A 22,685-nucleotide genomic window follows, 5' to 3' on the forward strand; every position below is an offset into this window, starting at 1 on the left:
GGCTTTTTCACGCGACGGACGTCAGGCTCTCGGCGAGGCTCACTCGGGAGAAGAGCGCTTGCATCCAGGCTTGGGTCTGCTGCGGGTCGGCGGCCTTGACGATGCCCGCCAGGGGCGCCTCGAACGCCGAGTACGTCACGTGCTCCGGCAGCGGCGTGCCGGGCTGCAGCTCGTTCCACTGCACCACCAGCGGGCTGGCGCGCAGCTCGTCCGCGCCGTCCAGGCCCTGATAGGTGCGCTCGCGGTGGGTGTGCCCGGGGAAGACGAACCAGCCGTAGCCCAGGGTCGGCCGCTGGCCGGTCCAGAGCGCGCCGCCGACGTCGCCGTCCACGTGGATGCGCAGTTCCAGCGACGGCAGGTGGATGCCGGTGGCCAGTTCGTAGGTCGCGACCACGTCGGCGCCGCCCACCCGGTTGCCCACCTCAAGGAACACCGGCTCGTCGCCTTCCATGATGGCTTCCAGGTGGAACGCACCGTTGCGGATCTGCACCGCCTCCAGCACGGCGGCCACCCAGGCCTGCATCTTCGGGGTGGTCTCCAGGTGCCAGGAGCCCAGCGGGTGTCCGCGCTCCATGTAGTCCAGGCAGGTGCCGACGTATTCGCTGGACAGCAGGGTGAGGATCCGGCCATCCATGACCAGGCCGTCGAAATGGCGGATCGGGCCGCTGATGTATTCCTCGACCTGGAACTCGTCGATCTCCAGCGACAGGTCGCCGACCTTTTGCCGGATCTCGGCCAGGGCGCGGGCAGGCTGCGGGTGGATGCTCACATCCATGCTCGACGCGCCGCTGTGCGGCTTGAGCACGGTCGCGCCGTGCCACGGCACCTGGCCTTCCTGCGCCAGGTAGCGTGCCAGCGGCATGAAGCGCGGCACGCGCAGTCGGCGGGCCTCGACGGCGGCCTTCATGTCCAGCTTGTTGCGCGACAGGTTCACGGCCGCCAGGGGCGTCCCTTCGACACCCAGCGCTTCGCGCAGGCGCGCCGCGTCGAGCAGTTCGTATTCGGACATCGAGATGATCCGGTCGAAGCGCTGCGGCGCCTGCTCCAGCCACTGCGTGGCCTCTTCGAAGGCGCTGGCCAGGCCCGGCCGCACGACGCGCTCGCAGCGCAGCTCCGGCGGCAGCGTGTCGATGGCGGCCTGTTTGCCCAGGTAGGTGACATCGTGCAGTCGGTGATCGATGCCGCGGTGGTACTCGATGCGCGGGTAGGGCACCCGGTGAAGAACGAGGATTTTCATGGTCAGGGTCTCGAAGCGAAAGGGTCAGGGGTCAGGAGGCGACCTTGAACAGCGGTTCGGCGGTCAGGCTGCGGTCCAGGACGGCGAGCCACTGCTCGCGCAGCACCCTGACCAGATCGCGGATGTCGACCTTCGCGTCGTGCAGCGCCACGCACGCGTGGGCGACGAAGTCGCTGTTGTCCCGCGCAACGGCATGGATCAGCCGCGCTTCGCCCGCGACCCACGCGCTTTCGAGCAGGGTGACGGCCTCGCGGGCCAGGCCCAGTTCCTGCGCCGCCAGCGTCAGCGTGTCCTCGACCAGCGCCTGCCGGTCGCCCAGGCCGGCCACGTCGAGCGTCATGTCGCGGGGCACGCCGAACATCACGGTGGCGGCGCTGCAGGCGGCCGGCGGCAACGCCTTCGGCACCGCTTCGGCGAACACCGAGTCGACCCAGGCCGCATACAGGTCGAGGCCGTGGACGGCCTGCGCCAGGGTCCAGATCTTCATGCCGCCGGGACGCCGGTTGGGCTCGATCACGGCGGTGCTGCAGCCGCTGTCGCTGAGCTTGATCTCGTTGTGGAACGGCCCGATGCGCTGGCCCACCAGCCGGTTGACCTGCTCGCCCGCGACGCGGATGGCCAGCCGCTCTTCCTCGCTCAGGCGCGCCGGCAGGATCTGCGCGACTTCCACCGGATAGCGGCCGGTGGCGCTGACTTTTTCGGTGATGAACCACAGGTCGCCCAGGCCGTCGTAGGAATACTCGCGGGTGAACGGGATGAACGCTTCCGCCAGCACGCCGCCGTCGAGGTACGGCGCCACTTCGGCGAAGGCCTGCTCGCAGTCGCCGCCGGGCGCGACCATCACCACGCCGCGGTTGTTGCCTTCGCACGCAGGCTTGATCACGAAGCCGCGTTCCTGGCGGGCGGCGAACGTGCGCACGTCGTTGACGCCGTCGATGCGCATGAAGTCCGGCAGCATCACCCCTTCGCGGTTCAGCAGGGGGCGCAGGCGGTCTTCGGCGATGCGGTAGGCCAGCTTGTCGAACGCGCCGAGGGCCAGCGCGGCGTCGTCCACCGCCAGGCCGAGGCGTTCGAGCAGCGCGGCGCCGCTGGCCACGGCGTTGTCGGAGAACACCAGGCCGGCGCTGACCCTGGCCGCGTCGTCGCCCAGCAGGCCCAGCGCCTGCCCGACGAAGTCGGGCGCCAGCGGATCGGCGGCGATGACCCGGTCGCTGATGGTCTTGTCATGGTCCTGGGGCTCGGCCCGGACCAGCCAGGTCTCGGCTCCCCATCGCTGGCGCGCATGGTTGCGCATGTGCAGGACGTCGCCGATCCGGCTCAGGTTGTAGTCCACGATTAACAGTACAGGCGCACGCAACGGCATGTTCGTCATCCTCATGCATGAATAGGGTCATGAACGGCAGAACGGGGGCGGGCGGACACCCGCCGGGTTTTCAATGACTTTCGGTTTCGTACCGGATATCCAGCGCGGTTGCGGAAAGGGTCGCCAGGCGCTTGAGCTCCGAAGCCTGGCGGGTGCGCTCGAACGTCCACAGCAGCTGACCGAGGAACACCTCGCGGGCATGGGCGGGGATCACGTCGCCGGCCTTGAGCAGGATGTGCCTGACGGTCGGGGCCAGCGGCAGGTCGTTGAGCGTCACCGAGTGCAGCGTGCCCGGCTTGGCGAAGTAGACCCGGAAGAACGTCGCCACCGACTGCGGGCTGGTGCCGTCGGCACGCCAGGCGAATTCCGCCAGCCGCTGTTCGAAACCGTTGCGCCGGCCGGCGTCGTCCTGGCTGGCCAGCAGCAGGTCCAGCCACAGCGACAGCATGCTCTGGCCCTGGGTGACGGCCTCGACGCTGTGGGAGATCAGGCTGCCGCCGACGCGCGGGTTGATTTCGATCAGGTCCCAGCGTTGCCCGGTGAAGCGCGCTTCCACGTGGTAGCAGCCCCACTTGAGCTCCATGCAGCCCAGCACCTGGCCGAGCCAGTCCAGGCCCTGGGCGATCTGCGCCTGGTCGAGGCTGGCCGGCGGCGTGGTGCAGCTGTCCTCCAGCACCGTCTCGGCGGTCTCGGTCACTTCGTGCTTTTCATGGACGGCCACGACATGGGCGCGGCCGTCGATCAGCAGGGTCTCGAAGCTGAATTCGTGGCCGGGGATGTAGTCCTCCGCCATGAACTCCAGCCCTTCGTTGAACGCCGAGGCATATACCGTGTCCTCGGCGGAAGCCAGGCGCAGCTCTTCGAGCGCGCTCCAGCGGGTGTCCTGGCGCAGCGGAAACGCTGCGTAGGACGCGATTCCGTGAATCGGCTTGATGAAGTAGCGCCGATCCTGGGTCTTCAGGGATTCCAGCAGACCGGCCGTCAGGGCCTGGGCCTTGACCTGCGACAGACCTGCCTCGGCCAGACGGTTGCGCACCTTGAGCTTGTTGCGCAGCGCCAGAGCCTGGGCGGCGGTGATGTCATAGGTGCCCAGCGCGGCGTTGGCCGCCGCCATGAGGTGGCGGTAGCCTTCCCAGACACTGATGCAGCAGGTGACCTGCTCACCCGACTTGCGCAGGGTTTCCAGGGCGTTGTCCACGTCTTGCTGCTTCAGCTGATGGGCGTCGGAGGTGTAGAGCCGGTCCGCCCAGGACTGAATCTCCTCCAGGCGGGCCGGCACATGTTCGGCCAGCGGCAATGAAGTCAGCACGAAGCACCGGAGCTGCCGTCTGCGCAACTGCTCCTTGAGGTCTTCCAGGAAAGAAAAGCCGCAGTGGCTCAGGATCAGGACACCGGGCCGGTTCGAATTCATTGCCTGTTCCATGACCTTAGGCCGCCTTGTCTTGTGGCTTGGCCAGGGTGTCGATGTACAGCTCGCTGAAGTACATGGCGAGGATCTTCTGATGCTCGGCCAGGTAGCGTTTCAGCGCGGCGATGTCCTGTTCGCCCTTGATCAGGAAGCGCAGGGCCGCCCAGACCTCGCCCGGATGGTCATCGTTGATGTCGGTGTGCGAGTGGGAAATCTGACCGACGATGTTGGTCTCGCCGACCGACGTCTTCAGCGCTTCGAGCTTGCGCGGCTCGAGCTTCACGTTCACGTACTCGACCAGGTAGGAGTAGGCGATCACGCCCAGCGGCCCTTCATGGTCCAGCAGGTAGGAGAAGAAACCGGCCAGCAGTTTGGTGGACAGGTAGGGTTCGGTGGCCAGGAACTCTTCGCGGCTGACGCCCACGCGCTCCAGGTCCTGGATGAACAGGTCGTCGTGGAGCATTTCTTCCTGCTCGTAGTGCGCCCAGATCTGGGCGGCCTCCGGGCTGACCTTGGCCACTTCGACCAGCGCCTTGGCTTCGGCGACGCGCAGCAGGCGGATGCGCCATGCGGTCTCGACCAGGTGGCGCTTGTAGTACTGGCTGTTGACGTCCTTGCCTTCCAGGTGGGCGGCCTGCGGTACGGTCTCGTACCATTGCTCCACTTGCAGGTCGATCAGTTTGTCGATTTCTGCGCGCAGGTTCACCGAAGCGGCGGCGCCCAGAAATGGAGTGCGGTCACCATAGCCAACATTCTTTACACGGTTCAGCATAATCAAGCCTCTTTTTTAGTTTGTCTGGAACGCTTTAATTAACAACCCGTACTTCAATTGCCGGTTCAACTTTCAGCCAATTATCTCAATGGCCACTTCACCTCTTATCACGCATTGACAGGCCAGCCGGTATTCTTCGCCGCTGTAACCCAGCACTTCGATAAAAGCCTCTTCATCGCTGTCCCGGGGACTCAATGTCTCCAGGCCCGCGCTCACTTTGATCAGGCAGGCACCGCACGCGCCGACGCGGCAGCCCAGGGGAATCACGTTCTTGCCGCCGGGCTCGTATTCGATGTCGGTGAACGGCGAGTTGGACGGCAACTGAAAATCAAGTTGGTGCGATGTAATCGTCAGTGTGTGCAGTGCCATAGATGCCTCAATTCAACTTTCATATTTGTGTGGCGCGCACACGGTCGTTCGCCAATGTCTTTAAACATGGGGCAAGTATTAAAGTGAGTTCAAACTATCTTGATGTAAGGTTCAGGTAAGACCAGTACAGCAGGGCGACTCCGCTGATGGCTGCGCCGAGCAGGCAAACGCTCGCCCAACCGTAATGGGCGTAGGTGTAGGTGGCCGCTATGGCGCCCAGACCGCTGCCGACCGAGTAGAAACTCATATAGGCGCCCACCAGGCGGCTTTGCGCGTCGGGCCGGGCGGCGAAGATCAGGCTCTGGTTGGTCACGTGCACCGCCTGCACGGCGAAGTCCAGCAGCACCACGCCGATGACCATGGCCAGCAAAGAGCTTTCGACGTAGGCGGTGGGCAGCCAGGACAAGGTCAGCAGCGCCAGGGCCACGCCGGTGGTGCGGTTGCCCAGGCCCCGGTCGGCCAGTTGGCCCGCCTTGGCGGCGGCCAGGGCGCCGGCCACCCCGGCCAGGCCGAACAGGCCGATCTGGGTGTGCGACAGCGACAGCGGAGGTGCGCTCAGCGGCAGCACCATCGAGGTCCACAGCACGCTGAAGGCGGCGAAGATGAGCAGGGCGAAGGTGCCCCTGACGCGCAGGGTGCGTTCGGTCAGGTACAGCTGGAAGACCGAGCGCAGCAGTTGCCAGTAGCTGCCTTTGGCCGGGGGCGTCGCCGACGCCGGCATGGTGCGGTGCAGCACCAGCGCCATGCCGACCATCAGGGCCGCCGACACGAAATAGACGCCGCGCCAGCCCGCCAGGTCCGCCACCGCTCCCGAGACGAAGCGGGCAAGCAGGATGCCCAGCACCACGCCGCTGGTGACGGTGCCGACGGCCAGGCCGCGCTGTTCCGGGCTGGCCAGGGCGGCGGCGTAGGCGACCACCACCTGCACCACGACGGCCATCAGGCCCACCAGCACCATCGCGCCGAGCAGCGTGAGCCAGTTCTGCGACAGGCCGACCGCGCACAGGGCGACGGCGGACATGAGCATCTGGGTCAGGATCAGTCGCTTGCGGTTCAGCAGATCGCCCAGCGGCACGATGAACAGCAGCCCCACCGCATAACCGGCCTGGGTGGCCGTCACCACAATCCCGATGACACCGGGCGCGACCGCCAGGCTGGCGGCCATGGACTCCAGCAGCGGCTGGGCGAAATAGACGTTGGCCACCGCCATGGCGCAGGTGATGGCGAACAGCAGCGTCTGGTAGCGGCTGAGCGTCGTCGCCGGGCGTTCCCGGGAGGACAGGGCGGCGGCCCCGCCGCCTGATTGTTCGGCCTCGAGATCCATTTTCGAGGGCTTTTGAGGATCCAGCATCACTACTCCATCCTTGGACTCATGTGGTTTCGAAACAAAACCGATGCGTTGATTTTTATCAAATCAAGTTTTAATATGCAACCAGTTGTTTAAAGCATTTTCTTCTGACGTTAGAAGCGTTTTCCAACCCTTTTCCTCCCCTGAATCCGGAGACCCATGGCCAGACAGCAGCTACTGGCACTAAGCGAATGCCCCGTGGCCCGCACACTCGAAGCCATCGGCGACCGGTGGGTGCTGATGATCATCCGCGACGCCTTCGACGACGTCCGCCGGTTCACGGAATTTCAGAAACGCCTGGGCCTTGCCCGCAATATCCTCACGGTCAAGCTCAAGATGCTGGTCGAGTTGGGTGTGTTCGAGGTGCAGCCGGCGTCCGACGGGAGCGCCTACAAGGAATACGTGCTGACCGAGATGGGACGCTCCGTGTTTCCCATCGTGGTCAGCATGCGCCAATGGGGGGAGCGTTTTCTCTATAAGGAAGGCGAGAGCTATTCGGTGCTGCTGGACAATGAGCTGTCGGAGCCGATCGAAACCATTGCGGTTCGCTCAAGGTCGGGCAAGGTGCTGTCCCCGGCCGATTGCCACCGGCGGGTGGTCAAGCGCGGATCCTGAGGCGCGGGACAGATTCATCGAATGACTGAACCCCACATCGAAAGGTGTGGGGTTTTTTGTGCGCTGCGGATCGGCGGTCCGGCCGGTCAAGGCCTCACTCGGCCGGCGGGTTCAGCTTCGCCTCAAGCTCCGCCACCTTCGCCTCGAGGCTTTCGAGGCGGGCGCGGGTGCGGGCGAGCACCACCATCTGGCTGTCGAACTCTTCCCGGCTCACCAGGTCCAGTTTGCTGAAGGCGCTCTGCATCAGCATCTTGAACTGGCTTTCGATTTCGGCTTTAGGCAGTGGCGTGTCGCCGCTGAACAGGCGGGAGGCGGTGCCGCTCAGGGCGTCGAGGAAGTCTTTGGGCGCGAGCATGGGAAATGTCCTGGAAACTATGCGCGGCAGTGTATCACGCAGTGTCTATAGTCATCGGCGCAGGCAGGGATGCACGCTTTTCGCGCAAGCGCACGGGCGGCTGCGCACCGTTGTTGTGCGTATCCCGAGTGCCATTTGCATGATGGCATCTGCCGCAGCGGCCAAGGGACTGAAATCAATGGATTTTGGCGAGATGGCAAGCTTTCTGCTTAGTCGGTGGTGACCCATGCACTGATGCAGTCGCTGTGACGAATGCAGTGCGGCAGACGGAGCGGGGAGTTTCGTCTGGATGCGGTTAGCTGGCGTCACCACGAAGCGTTACAAAGCCAGGCACTGCGCTTAGACTTGAGTCGGGTTTGTTTTCCTGGGGCAAGTCCACCAATTCGGGAGAGAGTTTCATGAAGCTAGTCACTGCCATCATCAAGCCGTTCAAGCTGGACGACGTGCGCGAGTCGCTGTCCGAAATCGGCGTGCAGGGCATTACCGTCACTGAAGTCAAAGGCTTCGGCCGGCAGAAGGGTCACACCGAGCTGTACCGCGGCGCGGAGTACGTGGTCGATTTCCTGCCCAAGGTGAAGATCGACGTCGCGATCGACGACAAGGATCTGGACCGGGTCATCGAGGCGATCACCAAGGCCGCCAACACCGGCAAGATCGGTGACGGCAAGATCTTCGTGGTCAATCTGGAACAGGCGATCCGCATCCGTACCGGCGAAACCGATACCGACGCCATCTAAGCCGCCACAAACCCAACGCCCCAGGAGAAAACAAAATGACTCTGCGTAAATTCGCAGGGCTAGGAGCCCTGTTGTCTATCGTAATGCCCGGCCTGGCCATGGCGGCAGACGAAGCGGCGGCTCCGGTCCTCAATTCCGGCGACACGGCCTGGATGCTGACCTCCACAGCCCTCGTGCTGTTCATGACCATTCCCGGCCTTGCGCTGTTCTACGGCGGCATGGTCCGTTCGAAAAACATCCTTTCCGTGATGATGCAGTGCTTCGCCATCACCGGCCTGATCAGCGTCCTGTGGGTCATCTACGGCTACAGCATCGCGTTCGACACCACCGGCATGGAACAGGGCGTCGTCAACTTCAACTCCTTCGTCGGCGGCTTCGGCAAGGCGTTCCTCGCCGGCATCACCCCGGCCAGCCTGACCGGCCCCGCGGCGCTGTTCCCCGAGGCGGTGTTCGTCACCTTCCAGATGACCTTCGCGATCATCACCCCGGCGCTGATCGTCGGTGCGTTCGCCGAGCGGATGAAGTTCTCCGCGATGCTGGTGTTCATGGGCATCTGGTTCACCGTCGTCTATGCGCCGATCGCGCACATGGTCTGGTCCGGCAACGGCGGCCTGATGTGGGACTGGGGCGTGCTCGACTTCGCCGGCGGCACCGTGGTGCACATCAACGCCGGTGTGGCCGGCCTGGTCGCCTGCCTGGTGCTGGGCAAGCGCAAAGGTTTCCCGACCACGCCGATGGCGCCGCACAACCTGGGCTACACCCTGATGGGCGCGGCGATGCTGTGGATCGGGTGGTTCGGCTTCAACGCCGGCTCCGCCGCGGCCGCCAACGGCACCGCCGGCATGGCGATGCTGGTCACCCAGATCGCCACCGCCGCAGCGGCGCTGGGCTGGATGTTCGCCGAGTGGATCACCCACGGCAAACCGAGCGCACTGGGCATCGCCTCGGGCGTGGTGGCCGGCCTCGTGGCGATCACGCCGGCCGCCGGCACCGTGGGCCCGATGGGCGCGCTGGTGATCGGCCTGGCGGCGGGCGTGGTCTGCTACTTCTGCGCCACCAGCCTGAAACGCAAGCTCGGCTATGACGACTCCCTGGACGCCTTCGGCGTGCACGGCATCGGCGGCATCCTCGGCGCCATCCTGACCGGCGTGTTCGCCGCACCGTCGCTGGGCGGCTTCGGCACCGTCACCGACATCGCCGCGCAGGTCTGGATCCAGTGCAAAGGCGTCGGCTTCACGGTGATCTACACCGCGGTCGCCACCTTCATCATCCTCAAGGTGCTGGACGCCGTGATGGGTCTGCGCGTGACCGACGAAGAAGAGTCGGTGGGCCTGGACCTGGCGCAACACAACGAGCGCGGCTACAACCTGTAAGCCTGCGCCATGAAAGAATTGCCCGGCTCGCCGGGCATTTTTTTTGCCCGGAATTTGTCGTCCGCGACACGGCCGGAAGGTTTTTCCGCACGGCTTCGGCGGTGTTCGCGGCAGGGGTATTTATGCGGCCAATGGCTTACACCATTGAAGGAATATTAGGGCCTTTGTTTTTTTTCAGAGCGCGCTAGAATGCGCCCCGAACGTGCGGAGAACTGTATGTGGCAACAGACTCTGATAACCCTGCGGGCACGGCCCCGGGGCTTTCATCTGGTGACGGAAGAGTTGCTGGCCGGCCTGCCCGAACTCAAGGCATGCCGGGTCGGTCTGTTGCATCTGTGGCTGCAGCACACCTCGGCGTCGTTGACCGTCAACGAGAACGCCGATCCGGCGGTACGTCGCGACTTCGAACGGTTTTTCAATCGTCTGGTCCCACAAGGAACGGACGGCTATGAGCATAACGACGAAGGCCTGGACGACCTCCCGGCGCACTTCAAGGCCAGCGTGCTCGGCTGTCAGTTGAGCCTGCCGGTTTCGGCGGGAAGGCTGGCGCTGGGAACCTGGCAAGGCGTTTACCTGGGCGAGCACCGCGATCATGGCGGTGCCCGCAAAGTCCTCGCCACCTTGCACGGTGAAGAGGCATGAGCCGCTGGTCAGCAGCGGTGGATGATTTTTTCCGGCGACTTTCGACAGTTGCCTAAGCTGGTCTATAACTAATCTGCTTTTCGCAAGTCATGAGGTAGAACATGAGCGACGATGATCTGGAAAACGACGACCTCGAAGTAGGCGACGAAGACGAAACCGAAGAAGGTCTGGAAGCGGCGGCCGACGATGTCGCCGAGGACAGCGATGACGGCGGCGATGCACCTGCCCCGGCCGCTAAAGGCAAGGCCAAGGCTGCGGTCTCGGTCGACGAGCTGCCGAGCATGGAAGCCAAGAACAAGGAACGTGACGCCCTGGCCAAGGCCATGGAAGAATTCCTTGCCCGTGGTGGCAAAGTGGTGGAAGTGGAGGCCAATGTGGTCGCCGATCCGCCCAAGAAGCCCGACAACAAGTACGGCAGCCGCCCTATCTGAGGCGCGTCGCCCGCTTGCCGAAAAAGCCCGCCGTCGCTGCGGGCTTTTTCATGGGCGGCGGAAAGGGATGGCTGCAGGTTCTTGCTCCACCCACCTGCAGGAACCAGCCTGCTGGCGATAGCGGTGGATCAGCCACCACCCTCGGGCAGACCCGATCGCCAGCAGGCTGGCTCCTGCACGGGCATGGCGTCAGCGGGAGAGGGCGTTCCAGCGCGCGAGCACGGCCGGCAGGTCGGTCAGGCTGCGGATCTCGGCGTCCGGCAGGCGTTCCGCCTCCCAGGCCTTGCCCGCCGGGTTGAACCAGATCGCCCGCAGCCCGGCCTGCTGGGCCCCGGCGATGTCATCCCCCGGATGGTCGCCGATGTGCACCGCCGCGTCGGCGCTCACGCCACCCCGCCGCAAGGCCTCGTGGAACAGCCGTGCGTCCGGCTTGGCGATGCCGATGTCCTCGGCGCACAGCGCGAACTTGAAGTAGTCGGCCAGCCCCAGCCGGCGCACGTCGGCGTTGCCGTTGGTGACCACGCCCAGGGCATAGTGGTTGGCGAGGATCTCCAGCACCGGCTCGACCTCGGGGAACACCTCGATCTGGTGACGTGCGTGCAGGAACACCTCGAAGCTCTTGTCCGCCAGGTCCGACGCCTCGCCATGGCCGTAGCCGGCCTCTTCCAGCGCGTGGAACAGCACCCGCCGGCGCAGTGCGCTGATGCGGTGCTTGAGCCCGGGCTCGCCGGCCAGCACCCGCTCGCGGATCGCCCACAGGTGCTCCACCGGCACCGCGCCCAGGGTCGGCGCATGTTCGCCCAGCCATTGGCGCAGCACCGCTTCGGCGCTGAGGATCACCGGAGCGGTGTCCCACAGGGTGTCGTCGAGGTCGAAGGTGATCAACTGGATGCTCATGAATCCTCGCCTTTGGTGCGTTTGGCCCGTGGATGGGCGCTGTCGTAGACCGCCGCCAGGTGCTGGAAGTCCAGGTGGGTGTAGATCTGGGTGGTCTTGATGTCCGAGTGTCCGAGCAGCTCCTGCACCGCGCGCAGGTCCTGCGAGGACTCCAGCAGGTGGCTGGCGAAGGAGTGCCGCAGCATGTGCGGATGCAGGTTCTGGCCCAGCTCGCGCTCGCCGGCCAGCTTGACCCGCACCTGGATCGCCCGGGGGCCGAGGCGCCGGCCCTGCTGGCTGACGAACACCGCGTCGTCCGGCGGATTGGCCAGGGCGCGCAGCGGCAGCCAGTGCTCCAGCGCCTCGCGGGCCTTGGCGCCCACCGGCAGCAGGCGGGTCTTGCTGCCTTTGCCGAACACCTGAACCATGCCGTCGGCGAGGTCGAGCTGGTCGAGGTTCAGCCCGGTCAGTTCCGACAGGCGCAGGCCGGAGGAATAGAACAGCTCCAGGATCGCCTGGTCCCGGCGGGCCAGGAAGTCGTCTTCCACCGCGCCTTCGAGCAGTTGCAGCGCCCGGTCGGTGTCGAGGGTCTTGGGCAGGCGGCGCTCGCCCTTGGGGGGCGTCAGGCCGGTGGCCGGATCGTGGTCGCAGAGGCCTTCGCGGTTGAGGTAGTGATAGAGCCCGCGCACCGCCGAGAGCAGGCGGGCGAGGCTGCGCGACGACTGGCCCTGGGCATGCAGCCGGGCGATCAGGCTGCGCAGGCGCTGGATGTCCAGCGCCTGCCAGCTGGCGATGTTCTGCTTGGCGCACCAGCCGAGGACCTTGTCGAGGTCGCGGCGGTAGGCCGACAGGGTATGCGGCGACACCTGCCGCTCACTGCGCAGGTGCTCGCAGTAAGCGTCCAGCTGCCGTTCCATGTTCAGCGTACCTTGCGCAGGGAGCTGTTGACCCGTGGCAGCACGCGGCCCATGACTTCGGCGATGTAGCTCAAGAACAGCGTGCCCACCGAACTCTTGTACTGCTGCGGATCGCGGCTGGCGACGGCGAGGATGCCGTGGATGCCCTGGTGGCTGACGGCGACCACGGCGGTGGAGCCGATCTGCTTGCGCTGCTCTTCGCCGAACAGGAAGTCCAGCTCATGCTCGCGCAGGCTGCCGCTGACGCTCTTGCCCTCGGTGAGCAGGCCGCCGATGGCGGTCTGCGCGTCGGCATGGGTCACCCAACGGCCCACCGGGGCCGGGTTGTCGCCGAGCAGGATCAGGCTCACGAACGGCACCTGGAAGTCCTGGCGCAGGCTGTCCTCGACACTGATCACCACGTCTTCGAGGGTCGCGGCGTCCATCAGCGCGAGGATCAGGCGGCGGGTCTTCTCGAACAGCCGGTCGTTGTCCCGGGCGACGTCCATCAGGTGCGAGAGGCGGTGGCGCATCTCGATGTTGCGTTCGCGCAGGATCGCCATCTGGCGCTCGACCAGCGACACGGTGTCGCCGCGCCGGTGGGGGATGCGCAGGGACGGCAGCAGTTCCTCGTGTTCGGCGAAGAAGTCCGGATGGGCCTCCAGGTAGGCGGCGACGGCGGCCGCCTCCAGGTTTTCGGCGGCGGATCCGGCGGACGGTCTGGCGGGGGCTTGAGGCTTGTCGGTCATGGCTTCTGCTCGCTCAAAGACGCACTTGTCCTTCGTATACACGCACTGCCGGGCCGGTCATCAGCACCGGTTGGCCGGGGCCTGCCCATTCGATGGACAGGCGCCCGCCCGGCAGGTCGATCAATAGCGGCGAATCCATCCACCCCTGGCTGATCGCGGCCACGGCCGCGGCGCAGGCGCCGGTGCCGCAGGCCTGGGTTTCCCCGGCGCCGCGCTCCCAGACGCGCAATTGCGCGCGGTTGCGGTCGATGACCTGGAGGAAGCCGACGTTGACCCGCGCCGGAAAGCGCGGGTGGTGTTCGATCTTCGGCCCCAGTTCGTGCACCGGTGCGCTGTGGATGTCCTGCACGCGCAGCACGGCGTGGGGGTTGCCCATCGACACGGCGGCGATGTCGACGGTGGCGCCGTCGACCTGCAGCGGATAGCTCTGGGCCTGGGCCGGCGCATCGAACGGAATGTCGGCCGGCACCAGGCGCGGGGCGCCCATGTTCACGCCGATCTGGCCGTCGTTGCGCACGTCCAGCTCGATGATGCCGCCCTTGGTCTCGACGCGGATCCGGCGCTTGGCGGTCAGGCGCTTGTCGAGCACGAAGCGGGCGAAGCAGCGCGCGCCGTTGCCGCACTGTTCCACTTCCGAGCCGTCGGAGTTGAAGATCCGGTAACGGAAGTCCACGTCCGGGTTGCTGGGCGCCTCGACGATCAGCAACTGGTCGAAACCGATGCCGGTGTGGCGGTCGCCCCACTGTTTGGCGTGCTTGGGCTGAATGTGCGCGTGCTGGCTGACCAGGTCGAGGACCATGAAGTCGTTGCCCAGGCCGTGCATCTTGGTAAAACGCAGCAGCATGGGGTTACTCCGGCAGCAGGCTTTCGCCGGCATACAGCTCGGCCACGGTTTCGCGGCGGCGCACTTCGAAGGCTGAGTCGCCGTCCACCAGCACCTCGGCGGCGCGACCGCGGGTGTTGTAGTTGGAGCTCATCACGAAGCCATAGGCACCGGCCGAATGCACGGCCAGCAGGTCACCCTCTTCGAGGGCCAGTTCGCGTTCCTTGGCCAGGAAGTCGCCGGTCTCGCAGATCGGCCCGACCACGTCGTAGGTCCGCGCCGCGGTGTCGCGGGGGCGCACGGCGGCGATGTCCATCCAGGCCTCGTACAGGGCCGGGCGGATCAGGTCGTTCATGGCTGCGTCGACGATGGCGAAGTCTTTGTGCCCGGTGTGCTTGAGGTACTCGACGCGGGTCAGCAGGACGCCGGCGTTGGCGACGATGTAGCGGCCCGGTTCGAACATCAGCGCCAGGTCGCGGCCGGCGAGGCGCTCGCGCACGGCCTTGACGTAGTCGCCGGCCAGCGGCGGCTCCTCGTCGCGGTAGCGCACGCCCAGGCCGCCGCCCAGATCGATGTGGTGCAGGTGGATGCCGCAGTCGCCCAGGCGGTCGACCAGGTCCAGCACGCGGTCGAGGGCGTCGAGGAACGGCGCCAGGGTGGTGAGCTGCGAGCCGATGTGGCAATCGACGCCGATCACGTCCAGGTTCGGCAGGTGCGCGGCGCGCACGTACACGTCCTCGGCATCGGCGATGGCGATGCCGAACTTGTTCTCTTTGAGGCCGGTGGAGATGTACGGGTGGGTGCCGGCATCGACGTCCGGGTTCACGCGCAGCGAGACCGGCGCGCGGACGCCCAGCTCGGCGGCCACCGCCTGCAGGCGCTCCAGCTCGTCGGTGGACTCGACATTGAAGCAGTGCACGCCGACTTCCAGGGCGCGGCGCATGTCGTCACGGGTCTTGCCGACACCGGAGAACACGATCTTGTCGGCGCTGCCGCCGGCGGCCAGGACGCGTTCCAGCTCGCCGCGGGAAACGATGTCGAAACCGGCGCCGAGGCGGGCCAGGACATTCAGCACGCCGAGGTTGGAGTTGGCCTTGACCGCGAAGCAGACCAGGTGCGGCATGCCGGCCAGCGCGTCGGCGTAGGCCCGGTACTGGGCCTCGATGTGCGCGCGGGAATAGACGTAGGTCGGTGTGCCGAAGCGGTCGGCGATGGCGGACAGCGCCACGCCTTCCGCGAACAGCTCCCCGCCACGGTAGTTGAAAGCGTCCATGGCGATCCCTTAGTAGACGTCGTGCTTGTGTGCCTTGGAAGCAGGCTGGTGTTGCGACGACTTGGCTTGCTCGGTCGGATCCTGATCTTCGTCGGGCAGGTACAGCGGGCCTTTTTGACCGCAGGCCGAGACGAGGCAGGCCACCGCGACGAGCGCAGCGAGGGAAGAGATCAGGCGCTTCATGGCGAAATCCTTGAGAATGCGTTAATTGCGCCGGAGTATACCGGCCACCCGGCAGCTTGCCTATGCGACGGGGTTTCCGTCCGGCGGCGCTTGTCCCGACAGCGCGGCGCCCGGTCGTTATTCTTTGCAATCGGGCGCCGTCGCTCGTATCTTGCGGCCCTTGAGCCTGATCCGTCATTTCCCGAGGTTGCCGCAATGAGTCTGTCCGAAGCCCGTTTCCATGATCTGGTCGATGCCACCCAGCAGGCGCTGGAGGACATCTTTGACGAAAGCGGCCTGGACCTGGACATGGAGAACTCGGCCGGTGTGCTGACCGTCAAGTTCGACAGCGGCAGCCAATTGATCTTCAGCCGCCAGGAACCGCTGCGCCAGCTGTGGCTGGCCGACCGCTCCGGCGGTTTCCACTTCGACTACGACGAACAGGCCGGCAAGTGGGTGTGCGAGAAGACCGAGGAGCTGCTGGGCGAAATGCTGGAACGCATCGTCTGGGAGCGCGCCGGCGAGAAGCTCGACTTCGACGAGATCTGAGATGAGCGCCGAAGCCCGCCCCGCCAAGCCGCTCTACAGCAACGTCAGCCCGGCGGTGCCTTCGCCGTGCAGCGGCGTCTGCCGGCTGGACGCGCAGAAGGTCTGCCTGGGCTGTTTCCGCCATGTCGAAGACATCCGCGAATGGCGCTCGGCGGATGACGAGCGCCGCCGGGTGATCTGCGAGCAGGCCCGGCAACGCCGTTGCGCGGTCTGAACCGGCTTCCTTCACGAGGTGCGGCGGCAGGTGGCTTGTATATTTTTTGAGCTGTGATAGTGTCCGGACACGCCTCAACCCATCGAGGCCCGGTAAGAACCCCGTCTTTTTTGGCGGGGTTTTGCTTTTTTGCGCAGAAGAAAGGAGTCTGCCCGGATCATGACCGCACCATCCATCACCCTTACCCGTCTGGACGTGCAACGTCTGGAGCAGCTGATCGACAGATTGCCTGAAGGCACCCGCGGCGTTGATGAGTTGCAAACCGAACTGGACCGCGCCGAAACGCTGGTGAGCCACGATGACGTGCCCGCCGACGTCGTCACCATGAACTCCCGCGTGCATTGCCGCGAGGAAGGCAGCGGCAAGGACTACCACCTGACCCTGGTGTATCCGAAGCACGCCAACGCCGACGAAGGCAAGATCTCGATCCTGGCGCCGGTGGGCAGCGCGCTGCTCGGCCTCAAGGTCGGCCAGCACATCGACTGGCCGGCACCGGGCGGCAAGACCCTGAAGCTGACCCTGCTCGAAGTCGAGTCGCAGCCCGCCAACGGGGGCGATTTCCCGGTGTGACCCCGCCTCAGGCCTGTTCGAGCGCCTCGTTCAGGGCGCGCTCCAGGTCGGCCTTGTAGCGCAGGTAAAGATTGCTCGAGCTCTGCCCGTCCCCGAGCAGGCCCGACAGATCCAGGTCGGTGATGTAGCAGCGGTAGCGCTCGGTTTCCCGGCGCTGGCCGATGATCTCCCGGGCGACCACGCCGAACAGCTGGTCGCCATGCTCCAGCTCGCTGAATTCCCGTTGGTTGCAGTACAGGGTGACCTGCACCTGGCCGGGTGCGGCCTTGCCGACGATGGCCTGCACGTCGTAGTACGGTTCGTCCGCCGGCGTCTGCGGTGCCGGACGCGCCTCGACCCGGCGCGCCCGTCCGGGGCCTTGGGGCAACAACTGGTAATACAAAATCCCGAGATCGGGGGCCGGGCCCTGATCCATCGGCGCCTGCGTCTCGCGCCGGTACTGGATCGATTGCAGGAAGCGCTGCAGCGGCACCAGCAGGCTCTGTTCGTCGTGGTACGGCAAATGCTGCTGCCACAGCGCGTTGAACTCATCCAGCACGTACAGTTCGGCCTGCCGTTCGGTGATCCGGTAGAACACCTGAATGCATTCGGGCTGGCCCATGGGCAGGATCAGCGCGAGGTCGTGGTCCTCCAGCGCCATCGGATCCAGGTGCAGGGGGCTGTAGCGCGGCTGCTCTTCGCCCAGGTAGTCCAGCAGCGCCGGCAGGGTGGCGAGCGCCACGTGGTTGACCTGGCCGGGCACCAGCTCAAGCACGTGATAGTGCTGCTGGACCTGGATCAGGTAGCGGTGATTGAGCTCGCTCAGCAGCAGGGTCTGCGCGGTGTCGACGATCTCTTCGACCCGGCGGGCGATGAATTGCGCGCGATTGTGGCAGAAGCAGCGCACCCGCAGCGTCGGTTGCTTCGCGCCGGCCGGCAGGTTGTTGAGGTAGTCGCGCAGGCAGTCGAGCAGGGCGTGGGGGCCGTCGAAGCGGTTGACCAGCACCTCGTTCCAACTGTTGAGCGTGACCTGGTCCAGGGTCAGCACCAGGTTCTCGCGCACCCCGGCGTAGCTCAGGGAGTCGGTGCGCTCGGTGGTCATCAGGATGTTCAGGTCGCGGTGGTGCTTGAGCGGATCGACCCCGACGTTGACCAGCAACAGCACCTCGCTCGGCACGCTGGCGTGCAGCAGCGGTTCTTCGGCGACGGTGGGCAAGGGCAGGGCGATGCTCTGCTGCAGGCTGCCGAGCAGGTTGAACAGCTCGAACTCGCTCAGGTCGCTGGTGCCGGGGTGCAGGGCCAGGCGGGTGCTGCTGTCGATCACGCCGTTGCGGTGGCACCAGGTCAGCAGCTCCAGCAGCTCGCGGCTGCGCTTGATCGGTGCGAAGTGCTCCCATTCCAGGGCCGTGAGGCTGCCGTTGTACAGGCCCCACTGGGTTTGCCCCGGTTCTTTCTTGTTGGGCGACTGCACCAGGGTCAGGGTGTCTTCGGCCAGGTCCGGGGCGATGCCGGGGTTGATGAACTCGACCTTGTCGGCCTTGCGCTCGAAGGCCGCGTAGAGCCGCCGGCCCAGCACGTTGAGGTCGCGCTTGTTGATCAGGCTGACGGTCTGCTCGGTGCGGGCGAAACGGGTCAGGAAGCGGTAGCTGTAGTTCAGTTCGTTGACCAGCGCCCGGCGTTCGGCGCTGACCTGGCGGACCTTCCACTGGCTGCGGCTGTCGAGCAGCGCCAGTTGCCGCCGGTCCCAGTGCCATTCGCCGGCCAGGCGTTCGAGCAGCGAACGCTGCCAGCCCTGGGTGCGGGTGCTGCCGGTGAGCTTGCGGTTGACCTTGAGGTACAGCGCCCGGCGCACCAGCTCCAGCCGCTCCGGCTCGTTGCGCGCCGTGAGGTATTCCTCGATCCGCCGGTACACCACCATGTAGGGGTCCAGCTCGTCCAGGTCCAGCCGGTTGGCGAACACCGCCTGCTTGAAGCGCAGGCTCAGGCACTGCACGTGCGGGTGCTCGCTGGCGTAGACCTCGGTCAGCAGCAGCTTGAGCACCGACTTGTAGGGCGACTCGATGCCCTTGAACAGCTGCCACAGCCCGGCGCCGATGAATTCCCCCGGCGGGATGTGCGCCAGGTGGCCGAGGTCGAGGGTCTCATCGGTGCGGATGAAGCGCTTGGAGATCAGGGTATGGGTGTACTGCGCGTAGGCGCCTTCTTCATAGACCGGCACCAGCCACCAGATCGGCGTGCGCCCGGCCAGCCAGATGGCCGTGCGGTAGAACTCGTCCAGCAGCAGGTAATGCTGGGTGGTGCCGCAGTCTTCGGAGCTCAGCTGGCTGTCGCGCTCGCCTTTGACGAAGCGGGCCGGATCGATCAGGAAGAAGTGCGCCTCGGCGCCCTGGCTGGCGGCCCAGGCTTCGAGGGCCTGGCACTTGCGGCGCAGCTCGGCCAGTTCGCTGTCGCCCAGGTCCGGGGCATGGCAGACCCATACGTCCATGTCGCTCTGGTCGGCCTGGGCCAGCGTGCCGAGGCTGCCCATCAGGAACAGGCCGTGGATCGGCCGGGGCGGGTTGCTGCCGTGGCGCGGCCTGTAGGAGAACGAGCGGGTCAGGCGCTGGGCCTCGGCGAGCGTGTCTGCATCCGGCTCGTAGTTCGACAGCCCTGCCGGCGTGCTGCCCGACACGTAGCCGGGCAGCAGCGGATGATTGACGTGGAAGAACAGCGGCAGCAGGGTCAGCACGCTCTGCTGGCGGGTCGACAGGCCTTCCCGCGCCCGCTCCAGGCGACCTTCGTTGAGTTTGAGGAAACGTGCGCGCAGTTGGCTGAGCACCTTGCGGTCGATGCCTTCGTCCAGGTCGGGGCGGATTTCGTGGGTGCGGGTCATGTCGGCTCGCAGGGCTCAGGGGGCAGAGGGGCACGCAATGCCGGGGAGTTTAGCGCCTGGGCAAGGGAATCCTTAAGCTGAATTTGTTTTTTGACGCCATATTTCCAGCGCGGGGTGGAGGCGGGGCGTCGGGCTGGCCCGCGGAAAACCCGTGGAAGGGGTTTCCGTGGGCGATGCGGGGACGGTCAGGCGGTTTCTTTGGCGACGTTGAGGATGGTCAGCAGACCCTGTACGTGTTCTGCGGCGTCACGGCCCAGGCTGGTCAGGTACCCGCCGTCGACCTGATCGATGAGTTCTTTCTGGAACAGGCTCTTGGCGGCGGCGATGTGTTTTGGGGCAGCGGTCTGATGAATCTTCAGACCTTCCTGGGAACTGTCCAGGTTGAAGAGTGCGAGGACTTCCAGTTCGGCAACCAACTCAGGGGTAAGCGACATAAGGACTCCAGACTTTCTAGGAATTGAGCGACAGCGTCCCTAAGGTGAACCTGCCGTTGCGGCCTGTCCAGTGCCGCCGACCGGGTTTTTCCTTTCGGGGTGGAGTCCAGTGTAGTCAGGCGCCGGCGCGAGGCCGGGCAGAAGGGTGACAAATTGTGTGGGAGAGGGATCGCTCCCATCGGATCGGGCTCACGGCTTTTCCGGCGGCAGCTTAGGGAGCGCGCGCAAGGCCGTCTCGTACCACTGGGTGTCGAACGCGCGGTCTTCGTCGAGCATCGCGTCGATTTCATAGGCCAGCACATGGGCCATCAGGTTGAGGATGTCCTCGCGCTCGTAGCCGACCAGGGTCAGCGTGTTGAACGTGGCCTTGGCCGCCGGCGGGTTTCCGCTCTCGATCTGGTTCTCGACGGCTTCGATCAGGGTGGACTCGGTGAAGGCTTCTTCATCGTTGTCGATGTCGGTTGGCTCGCTCATGGCAGGCTCCTGTGCAAAAGGCGTCAGTCTACCCTCATTCAGCGCCGTGATGCCGGTGGCGGGAATCCTTTGCAGGATCTATAAACAGGCACTGCCCACCCCGCACGGCCTGGAGGCTATGTGATGTTCAAACTGTACGGATTCGCTGTCAGCAACTACTACAACATGGTCAAACTGGCGCTGCTGGAGAAAGGCCTGCCGTTCGAAGAGGTCACGTTCTATCCGACGCAGACCCCGGAGGCCCTGGCCATCAGCCCGCGCGGCAAGGTTCCGGTGCTGGGGGCCGAACAAGGCTACATCAACGAAACCGCGGTGATCCTCGAATACCTCGAACAGGCCGGGAAGGGCACGCCGCTGCTGCCCGCCGACCCGTTCGGGCGGGCGCAGGTGCTGGCGCTGGCCAAGGAGATCGAGCTGTACATCGAGCTGCCGGGCCGGGCCTGCTACGGCGAGGCGTTCTTCGGCGCGACGGTGCCCGAGGCGATCAAGGAAAAGACCAAGGCCGAACTGCTGCTGGGTTTCGCCGCCCTCGGCCGGCACGGCAAGTTCGCGCCGTATGTGGCGGGCGATCGCCTGAGCGTGGCGGACCTGTATTTCCTCTACAGCGTGCCGCTGGCCTGCGCGGTCGGGCAGAAGCTGTTCGGTGTGGATCTGCTGGCGGAGATGCCGAAGGCCAAGGCGTTGTTGCAGCGGCTGGAGGAGAATCCGCACGTGCAGAAGATCGCGGCGGACAAGGAGGCGGCGATGCCGGCGTTTTTGGCGATGATCGCAGCCAAGAAATAGATTTGCGGGGTTTCTGAATCTGTCATTGCCGGCAGGCCGGCTCCCTCGACTGAACGGTGGGAGCCGGTCTGCCGGCGATGCCTTAGGCCCTTAGCGGGCTGCGAGCAGGGCCTGACCGCGGGCCACGGCAGCCTTGACCTGCGCCGGCGCGGTTCCGCCGATGTGGTCACGGGCATTCACCGAGCCTTCCAGGGTCAGCACGGCGAACACGTCCTGCTCGATCTGGTCGCTGAACTTGCGCAGTTCTTCGAGGCTCATTTCCGCCAGGTCCTTGCCGGTGTCCACGCCGTACTTCACCGCGTGGCCGACGATCTCGTGGCAGTCGCGGAACGGCAGGCCGCGGCGCACCAGGTAGTCGGCCAGGTCCGTGGCGGTGGAGAAGCCGCGCAGGGCCGCCTCGCGCATCATCGCGTGCTTGGGCTTGATCGCCGGCACCATGTCGGCGAACGCGCGCAGCGAGTCGCGCAGGGTGTCGGCGGCGTCGAACAGCGGTTCCTTGTCTTCCTGGTTGTCCTTGTTGTAGGCCAGCGGCTGGCCTTTCATCAGGGTCAGCAGGCCCATCAGGGCGCCGAACACGCGGCCGGTCTTGCCGCGCACCAGCTCCGGCACGTCCGGGTTCTTCTTTTGCGGCATGATCGAGCTGCCGGTGCAGAAGCGGTCCGGCAGGTCGATGAACTGAAACTGCGCGCTGGTCCACAGCACCAGCTCTTCGGAGAACCGCGACAGGTGCATCATCGCGATGCTGGCCGCCGAGCAGAACTCGATGGCGAAGTCACGGTCCGACACGTTGTCCAGCGAGTTGCCGCCCACCGCGTCGAAACCCAGCAGCTGCGCGGTGTATTCGCGGTCGATCGGGTAGGTGGTGCCGGCCAGCGCGGCGCTGCCCAGCGGCATGCGGTTGGTGCGCTTGCGGCAGTCGGCCAGGCGCTCGTAGTCGCGGCTGAGCATTTCGAACCAGGCCAGCATGTGATGGCCGAAGGTCACAGGCTGAGCGGTCTGCAGGTGGGTGAAGCCCGGCATGATGCTGCCGGCCTCGCGCTCTGCCTGCTCCAGCAGGCCTTTCTGCAGGCGGGTGATCTCGGCCAGGATCAGGTCGATCTCGTCGCGCAGCCACAGGCGGATGTCGGTGGCGACCTGGTCGTTGCGGCTGCGGCCGGTGTGCAGCTTCTTGCCGGTGATGCCGATGCGGTCGGTCAGGCGGGCCTCGATGTTCATGTGGACGTCTTCCAGGTCCACGCGCCAGTCGAACTGGCCGGCCTCGATCTCGCCCTGGATGGTCTTCAGGCCATCGATGATGCTGTCGCGCTCGGCATCCGTCAGCACGCCGACCTTGGCCAGCATGGTGCCGTGGGCGATCGAGCCCTTGATGTCGTGGCGATAC

The 22,685-nt window shown here is 65.7% G+C and carries 25 protein-coding genes and 2 pseudogenes; 10 read left to right on the forward strand and 17 right to left on the reverse strand.

The genetic code is table 11. The features are described from left to right. Positions 1-7: 7 nt before the first annotated feature. Both ACIP0B_RS06030 and ACIP0B_RS06035 read right to left on the reverse strand, forming a co-directional pair. Positions 8-1,237 carry an acetyl-CoA carboxylase biotin carboxylase subunit family protein gene (locus ACIP0B_RS06030; RefSeq protein WP_400830491.1) on the reverse strand — a complete coding sequence of 410 codons (1,230 nt, stop codon included), beginning with the start codon at positions 1,235-1,237 and terminating at the stop codon, positions 8-10. Between the two features lie 31 nt (positions 1,238-1,268). Continuing rightward, complete coding sequence (locus ACIP0B_RS06035) at positions 1,269-2,600, reverse strand: acetyl-CoA carboxylase biotin carboxylase subunit family protein (RefSeq protein ID WP_400830493.1); 1,332 nt, start codon at positions 2,598-2,600, stop codon at positions 1,269-1,271. A gap of 206 nt (positions 2,601-2,806) precedes the next feature. Between ACIP0B_RS06035 and ACIP0B_RS06040 the strand changes: the two are divergent. Next, positions 2,807-2,908: pseudogene (locus tag ACIP0B_RS06040) on the forward strand (hypothetical protein); the annotation flags it as partial. 191 nt (positions 2,909-3,099) lie between these two features. Here ACIP0B_RS06040 and ACIP0B_RS06045 read toward each other — a convergent pair. The 4 genes and pseudogenes from ACIP0B_RS06045 to ACIP0B_RS06060 form a co-directional block, all read right to left on the reverse strand. Beyond that, a pseudogene (locus ACIP0B_RS06045) lies at positions 3,100-4,023 on the reverse strand (acetyl-CoA carboxylase biotin carboxylase subunit family protein); the annotation flags it as partial. Positions 4,024-4,027: 4 nt separating this feature from the next. Continuing rightward, the gene (locus ACIP0B_RS06050; protein WP_400830495.1) at positions 4,028-4,780 is read right to left on the reverse strand and encodes a hypothetical protein; all 753 of its coding nucleotides are present in this window, start codon (positions 4,778-4,780) and stop codon (positions 4,028-4,030) included. Positions 4,781-4,852: 72 nt separating this feature from the next. Further along, positions 4,853-5,149, reverse strand: a complete 297-nt coding sequence (locus ACIP0B_RS06055) for a 2Fe-2S iron-sulfur cluster binding domain-containing protein (RefSeq protein ID WP_400830496.1) — start codon at positions 5,147-5,149, stop codon at positions 4,853-4,855. A 94-nt stretch (positions 5,150-5,243) separates the two neighbouring features. Beyond that, positions 5,244-6,500, reverse strand: a complete 1,257-nt coding sequence (locus ACIP0B_RS06060) for an MFS transporter (RefSeq protein ID WP_400830498.1) — start codon at positions 6,498-6,500, stop codon at positions 5,244-5,246. A gap of 156 nt (positions 6,501-6,656) precedes the next feature. Here ACIP0B_RS06060 and ACIP0B_RS06065 point away from each other — a divergent pair, with 156 nt between their 5' ends. Beyond that, positions 6,657-7,112, forward strand: a complete 456-nt coding sequence (locus ACIP0B_RS06065; RefSeq protein WP_400830500.1) for a winged helix-turn-helix transcriptional regulator — start codon at positions 6,657-6,659, stop codon at positions 7,110-7,112. Positions 7,113-7,206: 94 nt separating this feature from the next. Here ACIP0B_RS06065 and ACIP0B_RS06070 read toward each other — a convergent pair whose 3' ends face one another. After that, the gene (locus ACIP0B_RS06070; RefSeq protein WP_085581192.1) at positions 7,207-7,467 is read right to left on the reverse strand and encodes an accessory factor UbiK family protein; all 261 of its coding nucleotides are present in this window, start codon (positions 7,465-7,467) and stop codon (positions 7,207-7,209) included. A 398-nt stretch (positions 7,468-7,865) separates the two neighbouring features. Between ACIP0B_RS06070 and glnK the strand changes: the two genes are divergently transcribed. From glnK to sutA, 4 genes are all read left to right on the forward strand, one after another. Then, positions 7,866-8,204, forward strand: coding sequence for a P-II family nitrogen regulator (gene glnK / locus ACIP0B_RS06075; RefSeq protein WP_002555808.1), 339 nt, complete (start codon positions 7,866-7,868; stop codon positions 8,202-8,204). A 35-nt stretch (positions 8,205-8,239) separates the two neighbouring features. Continuing rightward, positions 8,240-9,577, forward strand: coding sequence for an ammonium transporter (locus tag ACIP0B_RS06080; protein WP_400830502.1), 1,338 nt, complete (start codon positions 8,240-8,242; stop codon positions 9,575-9,577). Positions 9,578-9,793: 216 nt separating this feature from the next. Then, a complete protein-coding gene (locus tag ACIP0B_RS06085; protein WP_400830527.1) occupies positions 9,794-10,219 on the forward strand; it encodes a secondary thiamine-phosphate synthase enzyme YjbQ in 426 nt (141 codons plus the stop codon). Positions 10,220-10,320: 101 nt separating this feature from the next. Then, positions 10,321-10,650: a transcriptional regulator SutA gene (sutA, locus tag ACIP0B_RS06090; protein WP_400830503.1), complete on the forward strand. Its 330-nt coding sequence runs from the start codon at positions 10,321-10,323 to the stop codon at positions 10,648-10,650. 189 nt (positions 10,651-10,839) lie between these two features. Here sutA and ACIP0B_RS06095 read toward each other — a convergent pair whose 3' ends face one another. From ACIP0B_RS06095 to ACIP0B_RS06120, 6 genes are read right to left on the reverse strand one after another with little or no spacing between them, the layout of a single operon-like run. After that, entirely contained in the window at positions 10,840-11,547 is a 708-nt protein-coding gene (locus ACIP0B_RS06095; RefSeq protein WP_400830505.1) for an HAD family hydrolase, read from the reverse strand. Beyond that, complete coding sequence (xerC, locus tag ACIP0B_RS06100; RefSeq protein WP_400830507.1) at positions 11,544-12,443, reverse strand: tyrosine recombinase XerC; 900 nt, start codon at positions 12,441-12,443, stop codon at positions 11,544-11,546. The genes ACIP0B_RS06095 and xerC overlap by 4 nt, the downstream gene beginning before the upstream one ends. Before the next feature lie 2 nt (positions 12,444-12,445). Next, a complete protein-coding gene (locus ACIP0B_RS06105) occupies positions 12,446-13,171 on the reverse strand; it encodes a DUF484 family protein (RefSeq protein WP_400830508.1) in 726 nt (241 codons plus the stop codon). 13 nt (positions 13,172-13,184) lie between these two features. Continuing rightward, positions 13,185-14,015 (reverse strand): diaminopimelate epimerase, encoded by an 831-nt coding sequence (gene dapF, locus ACIP0B_RS06110; protein ID WP_400830509.1) that lies wholly within the window; start codon positions 14,013-14,015, stop codon positions 13,185-13,187. Positions 14,016-14,019: 4 nt separating this feature from the next. Next, positions 14,020-15,267 (reverse strand): diaminopimelate decarboxylase, encoded by a 1,248-nt coding sequence (lysA, locus tag ACIP0B_RS06115; protein WP_400830510.1) that lies wholly within the window; start codon positions 15,265-15,267, stop codon positions 14,020-14,022. 9 nt (positions 15,268-15,276) lie between these two features. Beyond that, entirely contained in the window at positions 15,277-15,450 is a 174-nt protein-coding gene (locus ACIP0B_RS06120) for a lipoprotein (protein ID WP_085630167.1), read from the reverse strand. 195 nt (positions 15,451-15,645) lie between these two features. On the opposite strand from ACIP0B_RS06120, the gene cyaY reads away from it, so the two are divergent. The 3 genes from cyaY (at position 15,646) to rnk (ending at position 16,762) form a co-directional block, all read left to right on the forward strand. Next, positions 15,646-15,978, forward strand: coding sequence for an iron donor protein CyaY (gene cyaY / locus ACIP0B_RS06125; protein ID WP_400830512.1), 333 nt, complete (start codon positions 15,646-15,648; stop codon positions 15,976-15,978). Position 15,979: 1 nt separating this feature from the next. Continuing rightward, positions 15,980-16,192, forward strand: coding sequence for a DUF1289 domain-containing protein (locus ACIP0B_RS06130; protein WP_400830513.1), 213 nt, complete (start codon positions 15,980-15,982; stop codon positions 16,190-16,192). A 159-nt stretch (positions 16,193-16,351) separates the two neighbouring features. Next, the gene (gene rnk, locus ACIP0B_RS06135; RefSeq protein ID WP_085581162.1) at positions 16,352-16,762 is read left to right on the forward strand and encodes a nucleoside diphosphate kinase regulator; all 411 of its coding nucleotides are present in this window, start codon (positions 16,352-16,354) and stop codon (positions 16,760-16,762) included. Between the two features lie 7 nt (positions 16,763-16,769). Here the strand turns inward: rnk and ACIP0B_RS06140 are convergent, their stop codons facing one another. The 3 genes from ACIP0B_RS06140 to ACIP0B_RS06150 all read right to left on the reverse strand — a co-directional run bounded on the left by ACIP0B_RS06140 (position 16,770) and on the right by ACIP0B_RS06150 (position 20,521). After that, positions 16,770-19,613, reverse strand: coding sequence for a class I adenylate cyclase (locus ACIP0B_RS06140; protein ID WP_400830514.1), 2,844 nt, complete (start codon positions 19,611-19,613; stop codon positions 16,770-16,772). A gap of 185 nt (positions 19,614-19,798) precedes the next feature. Next, a complete protein-coding gene (locus ACIP0B_RS06145; protein WP_400830516.1) occupies positions 19,799-20,047 on the reverse strand; it encodes a TIGR02647 family protein in 249 nt (82 codons plus the stop codon). Positions 20,048-20,236: 189 nt separating this feature from the next. Then, complete coding sequence (locus ACIP0B_RS06150) at positions 20,237-20,521, reverse strand: hypothetical protein (RefSeq protein ID WP_400830518.1); 285 nt, start codon at positions 20,519-20,521, stop codon at positions 20,237-20,239. A gap of 123 nt (positions 20,522-20,644) precedes the next feature. Here ACIP0B_RS06150 and ACIP0B_RS06155 point away from each other — a divergent pair, with 123 nt between their 5' ends. Then, positions 20,645-21,304 (forward strand): glutathione S-transferase family protein, encoded by a 660-nt coding sequence (locus ACIP0B_RS06155; protein ID WP_400830520.1) that lies wholly within the window; start codon positions 20,645-20,647, stop codon positions 21,302-21,304. A gap of 90 nt (positions 21,305-21,394) precedes the next feature. Here the strand turns inward: ACIP0B_RS06155 and argH are convergent. Then, the coding region (argH, locus tag ACIP0B_RS06160; RefSeq protein WP_400830521.1) for an argininosuccinate lyase at positions 21,395-22,685 on the reverse strand (1,291 nt) is incomplete at its 5' end.

The sequence above is a fragment of the Pseudomonas sp. NPDC089534 genome (genome assembly GCF_044749305.1).
GTDB lineage: Bacteria > Pseudomonadota > Gammaproteobacteria > Pseudomonadales > Pseudomonadaceae > Aquipseudomonas > Aquipseudomonas ekonensis.

Excerpts from the sequence above, each read along its gene's own strand:
- ACIP0B_RS06055 (WP_400830496.1), bottom strand. The coding sequence starts at position 5,149 with ATGGCACTGCACACACTGACGATTACATCGCACCAACTTGATTTTCAG.
- ACIP0B_RS06050 (WP_400830495.1), bottom strand. The coding sequence starts at position 4,780 with ATGCTGAACCGTGTAAAGAATGTTGGCTATGGTGACCGCACTCCATTT.
- lysA (WP_400830510.1), bottom strand. The coding sequence starts at position 15,267 with ATGGACGCTTTCAACTACCGTGGCGGGGAGCTGTTCGCGGAAGGCGTG.
- ACIP0B_RS06155 (WP_400830520.1), top strand. The coding sequence starts at position 20,645 with ATGTTCAAACTGTACGGATTCGCTGTCAGCAACTACTACAACATGGTC.
- ACIP0B_RS06030 (WP_400830491.1), bottom strand. The coding sequence starts at position 1,237 with ATGAAAATCCTCGTTCTTCACCGGGTGCCCTACCCGCGCATCGAGTAC.
- ACIP0B_RS06085 (WP_400830527.1), top strand. The coding sequence starts at position 9,794 with ATGTGGCAACAGACTCTGATAACCCTGCGGGCACGGCCCCGGGGCTTT.
- ACIP0B_RS06145 (WP_400830516.1), bottom strand. The coding sequence starts at position 20,047 with ATGTCGCTTACCCCTGAGTTGGTTGCCGAACTGGAAGTCCTCGCACTC.
- ACIP0B_RS06140 (WP_400830514.1), bottom strand. The coding sequence starts at position 19,613 with ATGACCCGCACCCACGAAATCCGCCCCGACCTGGACGAAGGCATCGAC.
- ACIP0B_RS06080 (WP_400830502.1), top strand. The coding sequence starts at position 8,240 with ATGACTCTGCGTAAATTCGCAGGGCTAGGAGCCCTGTTGTCTATCGTA.
- ACIP0B_RS06060 (WP_400830498.1), bottom strand. The coding sequence starts at position 6,500 with ATGCTGGATCCTCAAAAGCCCTCGAAAATGGATCTCGAGGCCGAACAA.
- glnK (WP_002555808.1), top strand. The coding sequence starts at position 7,866 with ATGAAGCTAGTCACTGCCATCATCAAGCCGTTCAAGCTGGACGACGTG.
- ACIP0B_RS06065 (WP_400830500.1), top strand. The coding sequence starts at position 6,657 with ATGGCCAGACAGCAGCTACTGGCACTAAGCGAATGCCCCGTGGCCCGC.
- ACIP0B_RS06035 (WP_400830493.1), bottom strand. The coding sequence starts at position 2,600 with ATGCCGTTGCGTGCGCCTGTACTGTTAATCGTGGACTACAACCTGAGC.
- ACIP0B_RS06150 (WP_400830518.1), bottom strand. The coding sequence starts at position 20,521 with ATGAGCGAGCCAACCGACATCGACAACGATGAAGAAGCCTTCACCGAG.
- dapF (WP_400830509.1), bottom strand. The coding sequence starts at position 14,015 with ATGCTGCTGCGTTTTACCAAGATGCACGGCCTGGGCAACGACTTCATG.
- sutA (WP_400830503.1), top strand. The coding sequence starts at position 10,321 with ATGAGCGACGATGATCTGGAAAACGACGACCTCGAAGTAGGCGACGAA.
- cyaY (WP_400830512.1), top strand. The coding sequence starts at position 15,646 with ATGAGTCTGTCCGAAGCCCGTTTCCATGATCTGGTCGATGCCACCCAG.
- rnk (WP_085581162.1), top strand. The coding sequence starts at position 16,352 with ATGACCGCACCATCCATCACCCTTACCCGTCTGGACGTGCAACGTCTG.
- ACIP0B_RS06130 (WP_400830513.1), top strand. The coding sequence starts at position 15,980 with ATGAGCGCCGAAGCCCGCCCCGCCAAGCCGCTCTACAGCAACGTCAGC.
- ACIP0B_RS06105 (WP_400830508.1), bottom strand. The coding sequence starts at position 13,171 with ATGACCGACAAGCCTCAAGCCCCCGCCAGACCGTCCGCCGGATCCGCC.
- ACIP0B_RS06120 (WP_085630167.1), bottom strand. The coding sequence starts at position 15,450 with ATGAAGCGCCTGATCTCTTCCCTCGCTGCGCTCGTCGCGGTGGCCTGC.
- ACIP0B_RS06095 (WP_400830505.1), bottom strand. The coding sequence starts at position 11,547 with ATGAGCATCCAGTTGATCACCTTCGACCTCGACGACACCCTGTGGGAC.
- ACIP0B_RS06070 (WP_085581192.1), bottom strand. The coding sequence starts at position 7,467 with ATGCTCGCGCCCAAAGACTTCCTCGACGCCCTGAGCGGCACCGCCTCC.
- xerC (WP_400830507.1), bottom strand. The coding sequence starts at position 12,443 with ATGGAACGGCAGCTGGACGCTTACTGCGAGCACCTGCGCAGTGAGCGG.